This is a genomic window from Sphaerisporangium rufum, from assembly GCF_016863395.1.
Taxonomy (GTDB): Bacteria; Actinomycetota; Actinomycetes; order Streptosporangiales; family Streptosporangiaceae; genus Sphaerisporangium; species Sphaerisporangium rufum.
In genome coordinates, this window is the sequence record NZ_BOOU01000013.1 from 159,513 (window position 1) to 175,013 (window position 15,501).

At 75.1% G+C, this 15,501-nt stretch carries 16 protein-coding genes; 10 read left to right on the top strand and 6 right to left on the bottom strand.

Going from position 1 to position 15,501, the window contains the following annotated elements; genetic code table 11:
- Window positions 1-4: 4 nt before the first annotated feature.
- Window positions 5-1,543, bottom strand: coding sequence for a leucyl aminopeptidase (locus Sru01_RS05015; RefSeq protein ID WP_203982653.1), 1,539 nt, complete (start codon window positions 1,541-1,543; stop codon window positions 5-7).
- A gap of 76 nt (window positions 1,544-1,619) precedes the next feature.
- Between Sru01_RS05015 and Sru01_RS05020 the strand changes: the two genes are divergently transcribed.
- From Sru01_RS05020 to Sru01_RS05030, 3 genes are all read left to right on the top strand, one after another.
- Window positions 1,620-2,000 carry a GntR family transcriptional regulator gene (locus Sru01_RS05020; RefSeq protein ID WP_275412137.1) on the top strand — a complete coding sequence of 127 codons (381 nt, stop codon included), beginning with the start codon at window positions 1,620-1,622 and terminating at the stop codon, window positions 1,998-2,000.
- A complete protein-coding gene (locus tag Sru01_RS05025; RefSeq protein ID WP_203982654.1) occupies window positions 1,997-2,977 on the top strand; it encodes a DUF1648 domain-containing protein in 981 nt (326 codons plus the stop codon). The genes Sru01_RS05020 and Sru01_RS05025 overlap by 4 nt, the downstream gene beginning before the upstream one ends.
- A 147-nt stretch (window positions 2,978-3,124) precedes the next feature.
- Window positions 3,125-4,024 carry a CPBP family intramembrane glutamic endopeptidase gene (locus Sru01_RS05030; protein ID WP_203982655.1) on the top strand — a complete coding sequence of 300 codons (900 nt, stop codon included), beginning with the start codon at window positions 3,125-3,127 and terminating at the stop codon, window positions 4,022-4,024.
- A 39-nt stretch (window positions 4,025-4,063) separates the two neighbouring features.
- Here Sru01_RS05030 and Sru01_RS05035 read toward each other — a convergent pair whose 3' ends face one another.
- Window positions 4,064-5,032 (bottom strand): adenosylcobinamide-GDP ribazoletransferase, encoded by a 969-nt coding sequence (locus Sru01_RS05035; RefSeq protein WP_307811960.1) that lies wholly within the window; start codon window positions 5,030-5,032, stop codon window positions 4,064-4,066.
- Between the two features lie 5 nt (window positions 5,033-5,037).
- On the bottom strand, window positions 5,038-6,141 hold the full coding sequence (locus Sru01_RS05040) for a bifunctional adenosylcobinamide kinase/adenosylcobinamide-phosphate guanylyltransferase (protein WP_239136926.1): 1,104 nt from the start codon (window positions 6,139-6,141) through the stop codon (window positions 5,038-5,040).
- 251 nt (window positions 6,142-6,392) lie between these two features.
- On the opposite strand from Sru01_RS05040, the gene Sru01_RS05045 reads away from it, so the two are divergent.
- The gene (locus Sru01_RS05045; protein WP_203982657.1) at window positions 6,393-6,599 is read left to right on the top strand and encodes a hypothetical protein; all 207 of its coding nucleotides are present in this window, start codon (window positions 6,393-6,395) and stop codon (window positions 6,597-6,599) included.
- A 198-nt stretch (window positions 6,600-6,797) separates the two neighbouring features.
- Here Sru01_RS05045 and Sru01_RS05050 read toward each other — a convergent pair whose 3' ends face one another.
- A complete protein-coding gene (locus Sru01_RS05050; RefSeq protein WP_203982658.1) occupies window positions 6,798-7,796 on the bottom strand; it encodes an aldo/keto reductase family protein in 999 nt (332 codons plus the stop codon).
- Window positions 7,797-7,877: 81 nt separating this feature from the next.
- Window positions 7,878-8,495 (bottom strand): DUF3043 domain-containing protein, encoded by a 618-nt coding sequence (locus Sru01_RS05055; protein WP_203982659.1) that lies wholly within the window; start codon window positions 8,493-8,495, stop codon window positions 7,878-7,880.
- Window positions 8,496-8,729: 234 nt separating this feature from the next.
- Between Sru01_RS05055 and Sru01_RS05060 the strand changes: the two genes are divergently transcribed.
- The 6 genes from Sru01_RS05060 to Sru01_RS05085 all read left to right on the top strand — a co-directional run bounded on the left by Sru01_RS05060 (window position 8,730) and on the right by Sru01_RS05085 (window position 14,162).
- Complete coding sequence (locus Sru01_RS05060) at window positions 8,730-9,578, top strand: PspA/IM30 family protein (protein WP_203982660.1); 849 nt, start codon at window positions 8,730-8,732, stop codon at window positions 9,576-9,578.
- Complete coding sequence (pspAA, locus tag Sru01_RS05065) at window positions 9,575-9,853, top strand: PspA-associated protein PspAA (RefSeq protein WP_203982661.1); 279 nt, start codon at window positions 9,575-9,577, stop codon at window positions 9,851-9,853. Before Sru01_RS05060 ends, pspAA begins: the two co-directional genes overlap by 4 nt.
- Before the next feature lie 9 nt (window positions 9,854-9,862).
- Window positions 9,863-10,771, top strand: coding sequence for a zinc metalloprotease HtpX (htpX, locus tag Sru01_RS05070; protein ID WP_203982662.1), 909 nt, complete (start codon window positions 9,863-9,865; stop codon window positions 10,769-10,771).
- A gap of 5 nt (window positions 10,772-10,776) precedes the next feature.
- On the top strand, window positions 10,777-11,337 hold the full coding sequence (gene pspAB / locus Sru01_RS05075; RefSeq protein ID WP_203982663.1) for a PspA-associated protein PspAB: 561 nt from the start codon (window positions 10,777-10,779) through the stop codon (window positions 11,335-11,337).
- Window positions 11,338-11,434: 97 nt separating this feature from the next.
- Complete coding sequence (locus Sru01_RS05080) at window positions 11,435-13,246, top strand: phosphatidylglycerol lysyltransferase domain-containing protein (RefSeq protein WP_239136927.1); 1,812 nt, start codon at window positions 11,435-11,437, stop codon at window positions 13,244-13,246.
- 106 nt (window positions 13,247-13,352) lie between these two features.
- Window positions 13,353-14,162 carry an SIMPL domain-containing protein gene (locus tag Sru01_RS05085; RefSeq protein WP_203982665.1) on the top strand — a complete coding sequence of 270 codons (810 nt, stop codon included), beginning with the start codon at window positions 13,353-13,355 and terminating at the stop codon, window positions 14,160-14,162.
- A gap of 65 nt (window positions 14,163-14,227) precedes the next feature.
- On the opposite strand, the gene nadA is transcribed toward Sru01_RS05085, so the two are convergent.
- The gene (gene nadA, locus Sru01_RS05090; RefSeq protein WP_203982666.1) at window positions 14,228-15,412 is read right to left on the bottom strand and encodes a quinolinate synthase NadA; all 1,185 of its coding nucleotides are present in this window, start codon (window positions 15,410-15,412) and stop codon (window positions 14,228-14,230) included.
- Window positions 15,413-15,501 lie beyond the last annotated feature (89 nt).

A 15,501-nucleotide genomic window follows, 5' to 3' on the forward strand; every position in this document is an offset into this window, starting at 1 on the left:
CCCATCATGCCTCCTGGTCCGGCTGGTAGCGCTCGGCCAGCGCGACCAGGGTGCGCGTCAGCATGCCGGTGCCGCCTTTGGGGATGTAGCCGTGCGGCCCTTCCTTGTTGAACGCGGGCCCCGCGATGTCCACGTGCGCCCAGCGCACGCCCTCGGGCACGAACTCGCGCAGGAAGATGCCGGCGGCGAGCATGCTGCCGGAGCGCTCGGGGTTGATGTTGGCGATGTCGGCGATGGGGGAGTCGAGGCCCTTGCGCAGGTCCTCGGGCAGCGGCATGCCCCACGCCGCCTCGCCCTGGCCGACGGCGACCTCGACCAGCTCCTCGCGCAGCTCGTCGTCGGAGGCCATCACGCCGCAGGTGCGCCAGCCGAGCGCCACGATCTGCCCGCCGGTCAGGGTGGCCACGTCGACGATCAGGTCCGGGTCGTCCTCGCCGGCCCGGGCGATGCCGTCCACCAGCACCAGGCGGCCCTCGGCGTCGGTGTCGAGCACCTCGACGGTCTTGCCGGAGTAGGTGGTGAGCACGTCGGAGGGTCGTTGCGCGGTGCCGCTCGGCATGTTCTCCGCCAGGCACAGGTAGCCGACCGCGTTCACCCGGACGCCGAGCCGGGCGATGGCGAGCAGGGCGCCGAACACCGCGCCGGCGCCGCCCATGTCCGATTTCATCCATGCCATGGACGCCGACGGCTTCAGCGACAGGCCGCCGGAGTCGAAGGTGATGCCCTTGCCGACGAAGGCGATCGTCGCGGCGGCCTCGGGGTGGGAGTAGGCGAGGCGCACCAGCCGCGGCGGGTTGGCCGAGCCCTGCCCGACGCCGGTGATGCCGCCGTAGCCGCCCTCGCGCAGCGCGGCCTCGTCGAGCACCTCCACCGACAGGCCGGCCTTGGTGCCGGCCTCCTCGGCGATCTCGGCGAACCGGGCCGGCGGCAGGTCGGAGGGCGGGGTGTTCACCAGGTCGCGGACGAGCGTCACCGCCTCGGCCAGCGTGGCGGCCCGGGCGACGGCCTCCTCGGCGCCGGGCGCGTCGCTGAGCACCTCCGCCTCGGCGAGCGGGGACCTGGAGTCGCCTCCGGTGCGGTACCGGGCGAAGTCGTAGGCGCCGAGCAGCGCGCCCACGGCGACCGCCTCGGCCTGTGCGGACGTGGCGGCGGGCAGCGCGAAGGCGGCGCGGGCGGTGCCGCGCAGCGCGCGGGCGGCGACGCCGGCGGCGCGCCGCAGCACCTCCAGGTCGTGGCCGTCGGGCCGCTCCGGGGCGTCGCCGAGGCCGACCGCGACGACCAGGGGCGCCGGGAGCGCGCCGAAGGTGGGGATCTTCACCACCTCGCCGGGCGCGCCGGCGAACCCGAGCGCCTCCAGCGTCGCGGCCAGGCCGCCGCTGAACGCGGACGCGAGCGCGTCGGCGCCGGGGGCCGGCCGGGGGCCGTCCGGAGTGGTGTGGATGCCTGCCACGAGGGCGTCGGTCTCAACCGCGCCGGCTTCGGCGGCGTTCAGTCGCACAGTCGTCACGTTGGCCGATGCTAGCCGGGGTTCTCCCGTCTGCATAAACGAGGGTTCGTCCCACGAATCGGTCAGCGCTTCGCAGCAGCATGGTGCTACTCGCGCTAGCACCATGTCGCAAATGGCCATCGATGGTGCTAATGTAAATAGCACCATGTTGCTCACCTTGGATCTCAACGACCCCCGGCCGCTGCACGAGCAGGTGGCCGCGGCGGTCCGGCAGGCGGTGGCCTCCGGAGTCGCCACCCCCGGCCAGCGGCTGCCGTCCGCCCGCGAGCTGGCCGCGGCGCTCGGCGTCAACGCCAACACGGTGCTGCGTGCCTTACGCGACCTTCGCGACGAGGGCGTGCTGGAGTTCCGCCGCGGGCGCGGCGTCTCGGTGCTGCGCCCACCGGACGGACGCCAGGTGCTGCTGCGCAGGTCGCGGGAGCTGCTGGAGGAGGCCGGGCGGTACGGCTACCGCCCGGAGGACGTGATCGAGATGATCAAGGAGTTGTCATGAGCTACCGCTCCCGGTTCCTCGCGGTGTGCGGAGCGGGCGCCGTCACCGCCGGCGCCCTGCTGGTCGCCGTTCCGCTGTGGCTGCGGCCCCGGCTGCCCGAGCCGCTCGCGGTGCACTGGGGCCCGTCCGGGCAGGCCGACCGGACAGGGTCCTTCGGCACCGCGATGGCCCTCGACCTGGCGATGCTCGGCCTGATCGTCGCGTTCCTGCTCTACGCCGTGCTGCACCGCGACGCCGCCGACCACCCCGACCGGCGCCGGCCGGTCGCCGCGCTGCTGGCCGGCGCCGTCACGCTGGTGCTCGCCGTGCGCGCCGCCACCCTGGCCGCCAACCTGGACCGGCCGGACTGGCGCGCAGCCGAGCTGCCCCTGATGCCGGTGCTGTTCATCCTGCTGGCCGTGGTCGCGGCGGGCGCGCTCGGCTGGGCCGCCGCCGCGCACGGGCCGGTGCCGCCGCCGCGGGAGACGCCGGCCGGGCCGAGCATGCGCCTGGCCGCCGGTCGGCGCACCGTGTGGGTGTCCTCGGCGGTCAACCCCTGGGCCGGCGCCGCCGCCCTGGCCGGGGTGGCGGGCGCCGCGGTCGTCGGCCTGCTGGCCTGGCTCTTCCCGTTCGCCGGGCTCGGCACCGCCCTGCCGCCGCTCGTCATCATCGGCCTGGTGGGGGCGATCGTCCACCGGGTGGGCGTCCGGGTGGGCGACGACCGCGTCGTGATCTCGTTCGGGCCGTTCCGGGCACCGGCCCGCACCATCCCGCTCGACAACCTGCGCGGCGCCACGGTGGAGGACCGGCAGCCGTACCAGACCGGCGGCTGGGGGCTGCGCGGGCTGCCCGGCCGGTCCACGATCATGATCCGCGGCGGCGAGACCCTGGTCCTGCGGTACGCCTCCGGCGGCCGGCTCGCCATCACCGTCGACGACGCCCGGCACGGCGCGGCCCTCATCAACGCCCTGCTGGCCGAGCGCGTCCAGGCGCCCTGACCCCGTCCCCCACCCGGCCCGGCCCGACCCGCCACCCGCTACCCGCCCGCCGCTCCGCCCTCGCTCCGCCCGCCGCCGCGCCCGCGCGGCCGGCCTGCCCGGATGCGCCCGCCCGCGAGGCGAGTCCTCTCTCCTGGAGATATCCGAATGATCTCTCGCCACCGTGACCTCACGGTCTTCCTGCTCGTTGCCTTCGGGCTGTCCTGGCTGGTCGCGCTGCCGCTGTGGCTGCCGTCCCGGCCGGCGCCCATCACTCCGGTCGCGCTGGCGATGATGTTCACCCCGGCCGCCGGCGTCCTGGCCGTATGGCGGGTCTGCCACCGGCAGGTGCCGTTCCGCCGGTGGGCCCGCGACACCGGCCTGGCGCTCGGCGGGCGCCGGGGCCTGCGCCTGGTGGTGCTGGCCTGGGCCGGCACCGCGCTGCTCACCGTGCTCGCCATCGCGGTGAGCGCCGCCACCGGGCTACTCAGCCTGGACCTGGCGAACCTCGGCCTGCTGCGCCGGCAACTGGCGCAGGCGACCGGTGGCGCGCCGCCGGTCGAACCGGGGGTGATCCTCGCCGTCCAGGTGGCGCTCGGCCTGGTCGCGCCGCTGGTCAACGCGATCCCGGCGCTCGGCGAGGAGTACGGCTGGCGGGGGTGGCTGCTGCCCCGGCTGCTGCCCCTGGGCCCGGTGCGGGCGATCGCCGTCTCCGGCCTGATCTGGGGTGCCTGGCACGCGCCGCTGACCCTGCGCGGCTACAACTACCCCGAACTCGGCCCGTGGGCCGCGCTGATGTTCACCGGCTTCTGCGTGCTGTTCGGCGCCTTCCTGGGCTGGACCCGCCTGGCGTCGGGCAGCGTGTGGCCCGCGGTGGCCGGGCACGCCACCCTCAACGCCGTCGGCGGGTGGATGCTGCTGGTCGGGGACGCGGCTCACCCCCCGTCACCGGTGATCGCCGGCATCACCGGCCTGCCCGGCTGGGCACTGCTCGCCGTGGTGGCACTGGTCCTCGCGCGGCGTTCCCGCGAGTGCCGCGCCGGCGTACCCGCCGCCTCGGCCGCCTGACGCGCGACCGACACAAGGTGCGCCCGGCCGGGGCGCGCCTCAGGCGGCGCAGACGAGCAGGGCGGCTGCGGTCGCGGCCTCCACCAGGGCGCCGAGGACATCGCCGGTGACCCCGCCGAGCCGGCGGACGGCGTGCCCGCGCAATGCCCACGCCGCGGCCAGGCCGCCCGCCACCGCCAGCGGGAACCGTAGCGGGCCGCCGGCCGCCAGGCCGAGCAGCACCGCGCCGGCCAGCGCCGACGCGGTGGCGACGCCGGCGGCGCCGGGCCGGACGGTGCCGGTGACCAGGGCTCCGAGGCCGCCGGGCCGGGCGGCGGGCACGCCGGGCGTGCAGGCCCAGGTCACCGCGAGCCGCCCGGTCACGCACGCGGCCACCAGCGCCGGCGGTCCGGCCTCCGCCGCCGCGGCGACCTGGATCAGCAGGGTGAACACCAGCGTGACGACGCCGAACGGCCCGATGTCCGACCGCTTCATGATCTCCAGCGCGCCGGCCGCCGGCCGGCCGCTGCCCAGCCCGTCGGCCAGGTCGGCCAGCCCGTCCAGGTGCAGGGCCCGGGTGAGCAGGGCGAGCGACCCGATGGCCAGCGCCGCGGCGAGCGGCGGGGACAGCAGCAGCCCGGCCGCGAACTGGACCGCCGCCGCGGCACCGCCGAGCAGCAGCCCCACCAGCGGCGCCAGCAGCATCGCCCGCCCCGCGGTGGCCCGGTCGGCGTGCGGCGCCCCGGCCGGCCACACGCTCAGCAGCCCGGCCGCCAGCCGCAGCCCGCCGGCCAGGCGCGCCCATCGCCCGGCGGGCGCTCCGCTCCCGCCGGTCCCGTCCTCCGGCCCGGCGGCCGCCGCCCCGGGGTTCGGCCGCTCGCCGAAGGCCCCCTCGGCGGAGGGCCGCCCGCCGGAGGGCCGGGCGTCGGGGGGCCGGGCGTTGGAGGGCCGGGCGTTGGAGGGCCGGGCGTCGCCGCGGCCGGCCGCCGGCGGCATCAGGGGGTCACCGGGCGGTTCATCGGGGTCCATCGGGGTCACAGGGGGAGCGGCAGGGGGCGGCCGGCGACGACCAGCGCGGCCTCTTCGGACTCGGCGGCCAGGCGCTGGTTCAGCCGGCCGAGCGCGTCGCGGAACACCCGGCCGCTCGCCGTCGCCGGGACGACGCTGAGACCGACCTCGTCGGAGACCGCCACCACTCGCGCCCGCGTCCGCCGCCACGCCTCGACCAGGTCGTCGCACCGGGCGGCGACCTGGTCCAGCGCGGTGCCGAACCGGCCGGGCCGGCGGCCGCGCGGCCGGTCGTGCGCCGGGTCGTCCCAGGCGCCGCAGCCGTCGAAGACCGCCGCCAGCCAGGCGCCCACCCCGTCGACCAGCAGCGTGCCGGTCTCCGAGCGCAGCAGCGCCTCCAGTTCGGTGGTCTCCAGCGTCGCCCAGTGCGGCGGGCGGCGGCGCTGGTGGGCGCGTACCCGGGCCTGCCATTCCGCGTCCCGCCGGCCGGCCGGCCCGGTGGCGACGTAGGTGACGTCCGGTTCGGCCAGCAGCCGCAGCTCCGCCTCCGCCGACTTCCCCGAGCGGGCGCCGCCCAGGATGAGCGTCCGGCGCGGCGCGGGGTCCCGGGGCGGCGCGGGCTGCCGGGTGTCCAGGATCGTGCCGTCCTCGACGGACCGCGCGTCCCAGAACGACAGGCGCCGGGCGAGCTCGGCCTCCGAGGGCACCCGATGGTCCAGGTGGATGGCCACCACCTGGGTGCGCGCGGTGACCAGGCCGCGCCGGCGCAGGTCGCCCAGGCGGTGCGGCCGGTCCAGCAGGTCGATGAGCACCAGGTCGTAACAGTCCTCGGCCCAGCTCGGCGAGGGGTGGTGGTGCTGCCCGCCGGCCGGGACGGCGTGCAGGACGCGGGCCCGGTCCGGGCCGGCGACGGCGTGGCCGTCCGGAGTGACCGTCATCCGGTACCCCGGGGGCAGGTCGGCGGGCGGGGACAGGGGCAGGCCGGCCGGCGGGGCCAGCCGCACCATGTCGTCCAGCACCACGGCGGTCGGCGCCCGGTGTCCGGCCGGCAGCCGCCCGCACGAGGCACAGGCGCAGCCGGGTTCGGGCCAGCCGTACGGGCCGGCCGTGCCGGAGAGCAGTACCTTCACCGGCGCCCGGCCCGCGGGCGGCGGGTCGCCGCGGCGGCCATGGCCGGCCGGCCGGAGGTGGGCGGCATGAGGAGGCCTCCGTCGTCGATCGTCCGTCGAGCACCGTCGATGTGGGTGGTCCGGCCCGCCGGGCCGGGCTCCTGGCCTGTCCCAGCGCCCCCACGGCAAGATCTGCGGCACACTCCAGGAGGTAGGGTCTGCACAGCCTGTCGAGGACATAGGGCAGAACCCCGCGAAAAGGAGCGTATGGCATGACGTGGCGCTGGCGTTACGAGAACGCTAATGGCGGTGAGGTCACCGGCGGGTCGTTGCCGCGCGAAGTCTTTCCCAGCCAGTCCGACGCCGAGTCCTGGCTCGGCGAGAACTGGCGGACGCTGCTCGGGGCCGGGGTGGAGCAGGTGGCCCTGCTGGAGGACGAGCGCACCGAGTACGCGGGGATGTCGCTGCGGGTGGAATGACGCCCGCCGCGCCCACCGCGTCCGGGCGGCGCCCGGTGACCGGGCCGGTGCGGGCGGGGACGCCCGGGCCGCCGTGGACCCGGCCGCCGGGCGGCGGCCGGTACGCGGGCGGGCGGCCCCGCGCCGGTGTCACGACGCCGGTGTCACGGTGCGGTGTCGCGGTTCCGGTGTCACGGTTCCGGTGTCAACGCGCCGGTGTCACGGGCGCGAAGGCGGGCTCACCGTGAGCGACGGGTCGCGCTGCACCACCGGGCCGAGCACGTCGTCGATCCTGGACAGCACGTCGGCGTCCAGCTTGACGCCCGCGGCCTTGACGTTGTCGCGTACCTGCTCAGGACGCGTGGCGCCGACGATGGCCGAGGAGACGTTCGGGTTCTGCAGCACCCAGGCCACCGCGAGCTGCGCCATCGACAGGCCGAGGTCGGCGGCGACCGGCTTCAGCTCCTGCACCCGGGTGAGCACGTCGTCCTCCAGCATGCGCTGGATGAAGCCCGAGCCCTGCGGGTCGGTGGCCCGCGACCCGGCCGGCGGCGGCTGCCCCGGCAGGTACTTGCCGGTGAGCACGCCCTGCGCGATGGGGGACCAGACGATCTGCCCCAGCCCTTCCTTCTCGCAGAGCGGGACCACCTCCGACTCGATGACCCGCCACAGCATCGAGTACTGCGGCTGGTTGGACACCAGGCGGTCCAGGCCCAGCTGGTCGGCGATCTTGAGCGCGTCGGCGATCTGCCCCGCCGTCCACTCGCTCACCCCGACGTACAGCACCTTGCCCTGGCGCACCAGGTCGTCGAACGTCTTGAGCGTCTCTTCGAGCGGGGTCTCGTGGTCGAAGCGGTGCGCCTGGTAGAGGTCGACGTAGTCGGTGCCCAGCCGGCGCAGCGAGCCGTGGATGCTCTCGGTGATGTGCTTGCGCGACAGCCCGCGGTCATTGCGACCGGGGCCGGTGGGCCAGTAGACCTTGGTGAAGATCTCCAGCGACTCGCGGCGCACGCCCTTCAGCGCCCGGCCGAGCACCTCCTCGGCCCGGGTGCCGGCGTAGACGTCCGCGGTGTCGAACGTGGTGATGCCCTCGTCGAGGGCCGCCTTCACGCACTCGCGGGCGGCGTCCTCCTCGACCTGCGAGCCGTGCGTGATCCAGTTGCCATAGCTGATCTCGCTGACCATGAGACCGCTACGACCGAGATGACGGAAGTCCATGCTCCCGACCCTAGCCGCCGCCGGGTGATGCCCCCGATCGGGCCGCCCGCGCCGCGGCGGGCGGTGGCGCGCCCGCCCCGGTCACCTCTTGGGCGGGACGGGGTCGCCGCCGGGCAGCACGGTGGGCGGCGGGAACCGCAGGCGGCGGATCTGCATGGACCGCATGGCGGCGTAGAACCCGACCCCCTTGAGGCTCTCGCCGGGCAGCCGGCGGGCGGCCTCCTTCTTGACCCGCTGGGCCACCCACACCGAGCTGCCGACCACGAGCACGATCATCAGCGGCCACATGACGGTGACGGCGTAGGAGTAGACGAGCATGCCGGTCTGCCCGCCGACCACCGGGATCGTCCACAGCACGACCAGCAGGAGCAGCGAGACGGGCAGGAAGAACTGCCCCGGGGTGCGGCGGGAGTCGACCCACTCGCGGGCCAGCCGGCGGGCCGGTCCGCGGTCGCGGGCCGGGAGGTAGCGCTCCTCGCCCCGCATCATGCCCTCGCGGGCGCGGGCGCGCTCGGCCACCTGCCGCTCGCGCGCCTGGCGGTAGGCGTCCTTGCGGTTGGTGGGTGCGGTGACGGGTTGGCGGCGGCGCCCTTCGGCGTCACGGCGCTTGGGGGTCGGGCGGCCCTTTCCCGCGCTCTTGTCCGGGGCGGCGGCGGGGGCGGCGGCCTCGGCGGGGGCCTGGTTGCGGCGTCGGAACACGACGTCAGCCTACCGGGGGTGCAACTTAATGACGCCCTCGCACGTTATGCGTAGGGTGGACTTAGGCGACGCCGCCGCGATAATCGGGGGCGGGCGATGGTGGGGCGGCCAGGGAGGTCGCGAATGGATCGTGGCAGGCGAAGACGCGAAGGCGGCGCGCGCGATGGCCGGCGGGCGTCGCGGCGTGCGGGAGCATAGGCAGAGCACTACTTAAGAAGGGGACGGCCGACGCGCATGAGCGTGATGAAGAGACTTTCGATGATCTTCAAGTCCAAGGCCAACAAGGCCTTGGACAAGATGGAGGATCCGCGCGAGACCCTCGATTACTCCTATCAGCGGCAGCTTGAGCTCCTGCAGAAGGTCCGCCGGGGCGTGGCCGACGTGGCGACCTCGCGCAAGCGCGTGGAACTGCAGATCAACCAGCTCCAGCAGCAGAGCAGCAAGCTGGAGGACCAGGGCCGCAAGGCGCTGAGCGTGGGCCGCGAGGACCTGGCCCGTGAGGCGCTGTCCCGCCGTTCCGGCCTGCAGGGCCAGATCGCCGACCTGCAGGTGCAGCACAACAACCTGCAGGGCGAGGAGGAGAAGCTCACGCTCGCCAGCCAGCGCCTGCAGACCAAGGTCGACTCCTTCCGGCACAAGAAGGAGACGATCAAGGCCACCTACACCGCGGCCGAGGCGCAGACCCGGATCAACGAGGCCTTCTCCGGCATCTCCGAGGAGATGGGCGACGTGGGCCTGGCGATCCAGCGGGCCGAGGACAAGACCGCGCAGATGCAGGCCCGCGCCGGCGCGATCGACGAGCTGCTGGCCAGCGGCGCGCTGGACGACTTCAGCGGCCAGCGCGGCGACGACATCCAGGCCGAGCTCGACCGGATGGGCGGCGGCCGGGACGTGGAGCTGGAGCTGGCCCGGATGAAGGCCGAGCTCGGGCAGGGCCCCGCGCCGCAGGACGCCATCGAGGCCGGCCGCCCCGGCCAGCAGCAGGCACCGCACCCCCAGCAGGCCCCCCAGCAGGCGCCGCAGCAGGCGCCGCAGCAGTCCCCCCAGACCCAGCAGTACCCGCGTCCGGGGGAGGGGCTGTGATCGTCCGCATCATGGGGGAGGGGCAGGTCGAGATCGCCGAGGGCGACATCGACGTGCTCAACGTGCTGGACGGCGAGCTCGAGGCCGCCATCGAGGCGGGCGACGAGCCGCACTTCCGCACCAAGCTGCACGCGCTGCTGGACAAGGTGCGCCAGATCGGCAAGCCGCTGCCCGACGACGCGCTGGAGCCGTCCGAGCTGATCCTGCCGCCCGCCGACGCCTCGATCGACGAGGTGCGGGGGATGCTCGGCGACCAGGGTCTCATCCCGGGGTAGCGTGGCACCATGACGCGCACACGGTACGCACCCGACCGGGGGCTCACCGTGCGCATGGTCGTCACCCTGTTCCTGCTCGGCCTGCTGTACGTCGTCTTCGTCGCCGTGCTGATCGCCCTGGGCGCCCGGGCGATCACGGTGCTCGTGCTCGCCGGCGGCCTCCTGCTGGTGCAGTACTTCCTGTCCGACCGGATCGCGCTGTTCGCGATGCACGGCCGGGAGGTCTCCCCGCAGGAGGCGCCCGAGCTGCACGGCCTGATCGACCGGCTGTGCGCGATGGCGGACGCCCCCAAGCCCCGGGTCGCCATCGCCGACAGCGACGTCCCGAACGCCTTCGCCACCGGCCGCGACCAGCGGCACGCCGTGGTGTGCGTGACGACCGGGCTGCTGCGGCGGCTCGATCCGCGCGAGCTCGAGGGCGTCCTCGCGCACGAGCTGTCCCACGTCGCGCACCGCGACGTCGCGGTCATGACGATCGCCTCCTTCCTCGGCGTCGTGGCCGGCCTGATGACCCGGTTCGCGCTGTACTCCGGACTCGGCCGTGACCGGGGCAACAACAACGGGCCGCCGATCGGGCTGATCATCATGCTGGTCTCGGTGCTGGTGTACGCGGTCAGCTTCCTGCTCACCCGCGCCCTGTCCCGGTACCGCGAGCTGTCGGCCGACCGGGCCGGCGCGCTGCTCACCCAGCGGCCCTCGGCGCTGGCCAGTGCCCTGGTCAAGGTCTCCGGGGAGATGTCGCGCATCCCCACCCGGGACCTGCGCGAGGCCCGGCCGTTCAACGCCTTCTACTTCGCCCCGGCCCTGGCCGGCGGGCGGGGGGCCGGCCTGGCCACCCTGTTCGCCACCCACCCGCCGCTCGAGCGCCGGCTGGCCCAGCTCGACGCCATCGCCGGCCGGCTCGGCCGGGAGGGCTGAGCGGGATGCGCTGGCTGGACGCGCTGCTCGGCCGCAGCAGGCCGGCGCGGCCCGACCTGGACGCCCTGTTCGCCCTGCCCTCCGCCGCGGTCACCCTGGAGGCGGCCACCGGGTTCGCGCCGGCCGGCCTCGGCTCGGTCTGCTTCCGCTCCCCGGAGGGCGGCGCCTTCGCCCGGCTGCGCGGCGACATCGAGGCGCTGCTCGCCGACGCCGCCGTCGAGCGGAGCGACGACTCCTACGGCTACACCTGGCTGCTGGCCCGCCGCCCCGCGGGCGACCTCGGCGCGCTGGTGACCGACCTGCACGCGGTCAACTCCTCGCTGGAGGGCGCCGGTTTCGGCCCGGCCCTGCTGTGCTCGGTGGTGGTCTTCACCGGGCCGGGAGACCGGCGGCTGGCACTGGTCTACCTCTACAAGCAGGGCACCTTCTACCCGTTCGCGCCGCTGCCCGGCGAGCGCCGGGACAACCCGCTGGAGCTCCAGGTACGCGGCGTGCTGACCGGTGAGCTGCCCGTCGAGGCCGACCTGTCGCGCTGGTTCCCGCTGTGGGGGGCCCCGGGCCTGTGACCGCCCTCCCGCCGGCCGGGACGGGACTGCCATAGGCGGGTGGGCGAGGGGGTATACCAACCCGGCAGATCGCCATCGCCGGGGGGACATGGTGGCAGTGACCGAGCACGACCGGGTCGGACGGGCCGCGCGCGCCGGGGCGGAGGGCCGGCTTCGCGCCGGGCTGCCGCGCCTGCTGTCGGTATGCCTCACCGCGGCGGCCGCCTACTCGGCGGCGATCGCCGTGCTGCCGCCGCTGCGCCGGTGGCTCGCCACCGCGACCGAGGTGATCGAGAGCGCCGTCTTCCCGGTGGAGCCGAACCTCGGCTACGCGGTGTTCCTGGCCATCCTGGCCGGCGCGCTCGCCCGGCACAAGCGGGCCGCCTACTGGGTGATCACCGCCATCTTCGGCCTGCTGGTGGTCGGCAACCTCGCCGTCGTGCTGTCCTCCACGCTCATGCCCGACCTGGTCGACGAGTTCGCGATGACCCCGCAGGTCGTCGCCTCGGAGTTCAACCTGGTACTGTCCGCCGTCGCCTTCGGGGTGCTGGCCGCCGCGCGAGACGAGTTCTCCGCCCCGACCCGGCGGGCGTCGTTTCGCACCGCGCTGCTCACCCTGGTGACGCTGCTCGCGGTCTCCTTCGGGATCGGCTGGGCGCTGGTCGGGCTGTTCCCCGGGACGCTGCGGCCCGCCGACCACCTGCCCTGGGCGCTGGAGCGGGCCCTCGGCGGGGTGGTCGACCTCGACCCCTACCGCGCCGGGCACCCGCCCGGGTGGGTGAACTTCCTCATCGGCCTGATCAGCGCGGTGGCGGTGCTGGTCGCCTTCGCGGTGCTGTTCCGCTCCCAGCGGGCCCGCGCCGAGCTGCCCGCCGCGGCCGAGGAACGCGTCCGCGCGCTGCTGGCGGCCTACGGGGCCCACGACTCGCTGGGCTACTTCGCCACCCGCCGGGACCGGGCGGTGGTCTTCTCTCCGAGCGGCAAGGCGGCGGTGTCCTACCGGGTGGTCGCCGGGGTGTGCCTGGCCGCCGGCGACCCGGTCGGCGACGTGGAGGCGTGGGGGCACGCGATCCGCGCCTTCCTGGAGGAGGCCCGCCGCTACGGGTGGATCCCGGCGGCCATCGGCTCCGGCGAGGCCGCCGCGCACGCCTACGCCCGTGCCGGGCTCCGGGTGCTGGAACTCGGCGACGAGGCGGTGATCGACGTCGCGGAGTTCACCCTGGACGGCCGGGAGATGCGCGGGGTGCGGCAGGCGGTCAACCGGGTGCGGCGGGCCGGCTACACGCTGCGGATCCGGCGGCACGCCGAGGTGCCGGACGAGGACATGCGCCACGTCGTGGAGCGGGCCACCGCCTGGCGGGGCGCCGCCGACGAGCGCGGCTTCTCCATGGCGCTCGGCCGGCTGGGCGACCCGGCCGACGGCGCCTGCGTGCTGGTGGAGGCCCGGGACGCCGGCGGCCGGCTGGACGCGCTGCTGTCGTTCGTGCCGTGGGGGGAGGACGGGCTCTCCCTCGACCTGATGCGCCGGGACCGTGACTCCGACAACGGGCTGGTGGAGTTCATGGTCGCCGGACTGGTCGGCGAGGCCGGCCGGCTCGGGGTGCGGCGGATCTCTCTCAACTTCGCCATGTTCCGCTCGGTCTTCGAGCAGGGTGCCCGGCTCGGCGCCGGCCCGGTGCTGCGCCTGTGGCGGTGCACGCTGGTGTTCCTGTCACGGTGGTGGCAGCTGGAGTCGCTGTACCGGGCGAACGCCAAGTACCGGCCGCGCTGGGTGCCGCGCTTCGTCGCCTTCGACGACGCGCGGGCCCTGCCGAGGGTGGGGCTGGCCTCGGCCATCGCCGAGGGATTCCTGGGCGTGCCCGGGCCGCCCGCCCCGTTCCGCCGGCCGGCCGTGGCGGCGCCGCTCCCGCCGGCTCCGGCCGGGCGCTGACCGGCTCGCCGGTACGCGCCACCGCAGGTCCCGGTAACGGTCAAGTTCCGGTCGTGTCCCGGAGCGTACCGGCCGCGGCGGCGCCGTCCGGTGGTGGCATGTGCCCATGATCAAACTGACTGTGGTGCCCGCGGCCACCGTGCTCGTCCTGCTGGCCGGGCCGGTCGGCCCGGCGTCCGCGGCCGGCGCCGGCCGGGGCGCGTCACCGTCCGGCCCGGCCGTTCCGCCGATCCCCGCCGTCCGGCCGGCGCCGGACGGCCCGCGCGGCGCGGCCGGTTCGGTGGCGCACCCCCCGCCGGCCGCGGACCGGAACCAGGCCCGCCGGGCCGCCCGGGTGACCGTGGGCGGCACCGGCAAGGTCGAGGCCACTCCCGACCTGCTGCGTCTCAACGTCGGCGTCGAGGCGCGCGCGCCCAGGGCGGGCGACGCCTTCACCGCGGTGAAGGAGGCCGCCCGCAGGCTCACCGTCGCGCTGCTCGCCGCCGGGGTGGCCGAGAGCGATCTGCGGACCACCGACCTGTCCCTGGTGGCCGAGTACGACAAGTTCCCGCGGCTGTCCGGTTACCGGGCGAACCAGTCGACCGAGGTGGTGGTCCGCGACCTGGCCCGCACCGACGCGGTCCTCGCCGCGGTCGCGTCCGCGGGGGACGCGGCCCGGCTCAACGGCCTGTCGTTCGACGTCGCCGAACCGGAGATGTTCCGCACGGCGGCCCGGGCCGCCGCCTACCAGGACGCGCTGAACAAGGCCCGGCAGTACGCGACGCTCACCGGGCGGCGGCTCGCCCGGCTCGCCCGGCTGGAGGAGGACGGGGACGCCTCGCCGTCCCGGTACGCGCTGGTCGAGAAGTCAGGGGGCCTCAGCCCCGGCCGGCAGTCGATCGTCGTGACCGTCCGTGCGGTGTTCGAGCTGCGCTGAGCGCGCCGGGCCGCACCTCCCGGCCCGCCGCACCGCGGGCCGGGCCGGGCGGCGGGTCGCGAGCATCAGGGCAGGGCGAGCATGCGGTCCAGGGCGACGCGGGCCCAGTGGGCGGTGCCGGGATCCACGGAGATCTGGTTGACCACCTGGCCGGCGGCCAGCGACTCCAGGGCCCACACCAGGTGCGGAAGATCGATGCGGTTCATCGTCGAGCAGTAGCAGACGGTCCGGTCCAGGAAGGTGACGGTCTTGTCCGGGTGCCGGGCCGCCAGCCGCTTGACCAGGTTCAACTCGGTGCCGACGGCCCAGGCGGATCCGGCCGGCGCCTCGGCGATCTTCTTGATGATGTACTCGGTGGAGCCCACGAAGTCGGCCTTGTTCACCACCTCGTGCCGGCACTCCGGGTGCACCAGCACGTTCACCCCCGGAATCCGCGCCCGCACGTCGTCCACGCAGCCGGCGCTGAAACGGCCGTGCACCGAGCAGTGCCCCCGCCACAGGATCATCTTGGCGTCCCGCAACTGCCGCTCGGTGAGACCGCCGTTCGGGCGGTGCGGGTCGTATACGACGCAGTCGTCCAGGGTCAGGCCCATCTCCAGCACCGCGGTGTTGCGGCCCAGGTGCTGGTCGGGCAGGAACAGCACCTTGCGGTCACCGGCCCGCTTGGCCGGGCCCGCCGAGCTCTCGTCGAAGGCCCAGCTCAGCGCGCGGCGGGCGTTGGAGGAGGTGCACACCGCGCCGCCCTCCCGGCCGCAGAAGGCCTTGATGTCCGCCGAGGAGTTCATGTAGGTGATCGGCACGGTGATCTCGGCCAGTCCCAGGTCGGTGAGCAGGTCCCACGCCTCCTCGACCTGGTCGAAGGTGGCCATGTCGGCCATCGAGCAGCCCGCGGCGAGGTCCGGCAGCACCACCCGCTGGCCGTCTCCGGTCAGGATGTCGGCGGACTCGGCCATGAAGTGCACGCCGCAGAAGACGATGTACTCGGCCTCCGGCCGGGCGGCGGCGTCGCGGGCCAGCTTGAAGGAGTCGCCGGTGACGTCGGCGAACTGGATCACCTCGTCGCGCTGGTAGTGGTGGCCGAGCACGAACAGCCGGTCGCCCAGCGCCGCCTTGGCCCGGGCGGCGCGCTCCACCAGCGCCGGGTCGGACGCCTGCGGCAGCTCGCCCGGGCAGTCGACGCCGCGCTCGCTGTGCGGATCGGTGCCCCGGCCGAGCACGAAAAGCGGAAGGCCGGTGTCGGTCGTCGTCACGGCGTACACCCTCTCAGGCACTTATCGTCTACTTGACGACTAATCATGACACACCAAAGGTCCGAGGTATTCCCGGGGGTGGTGACGCC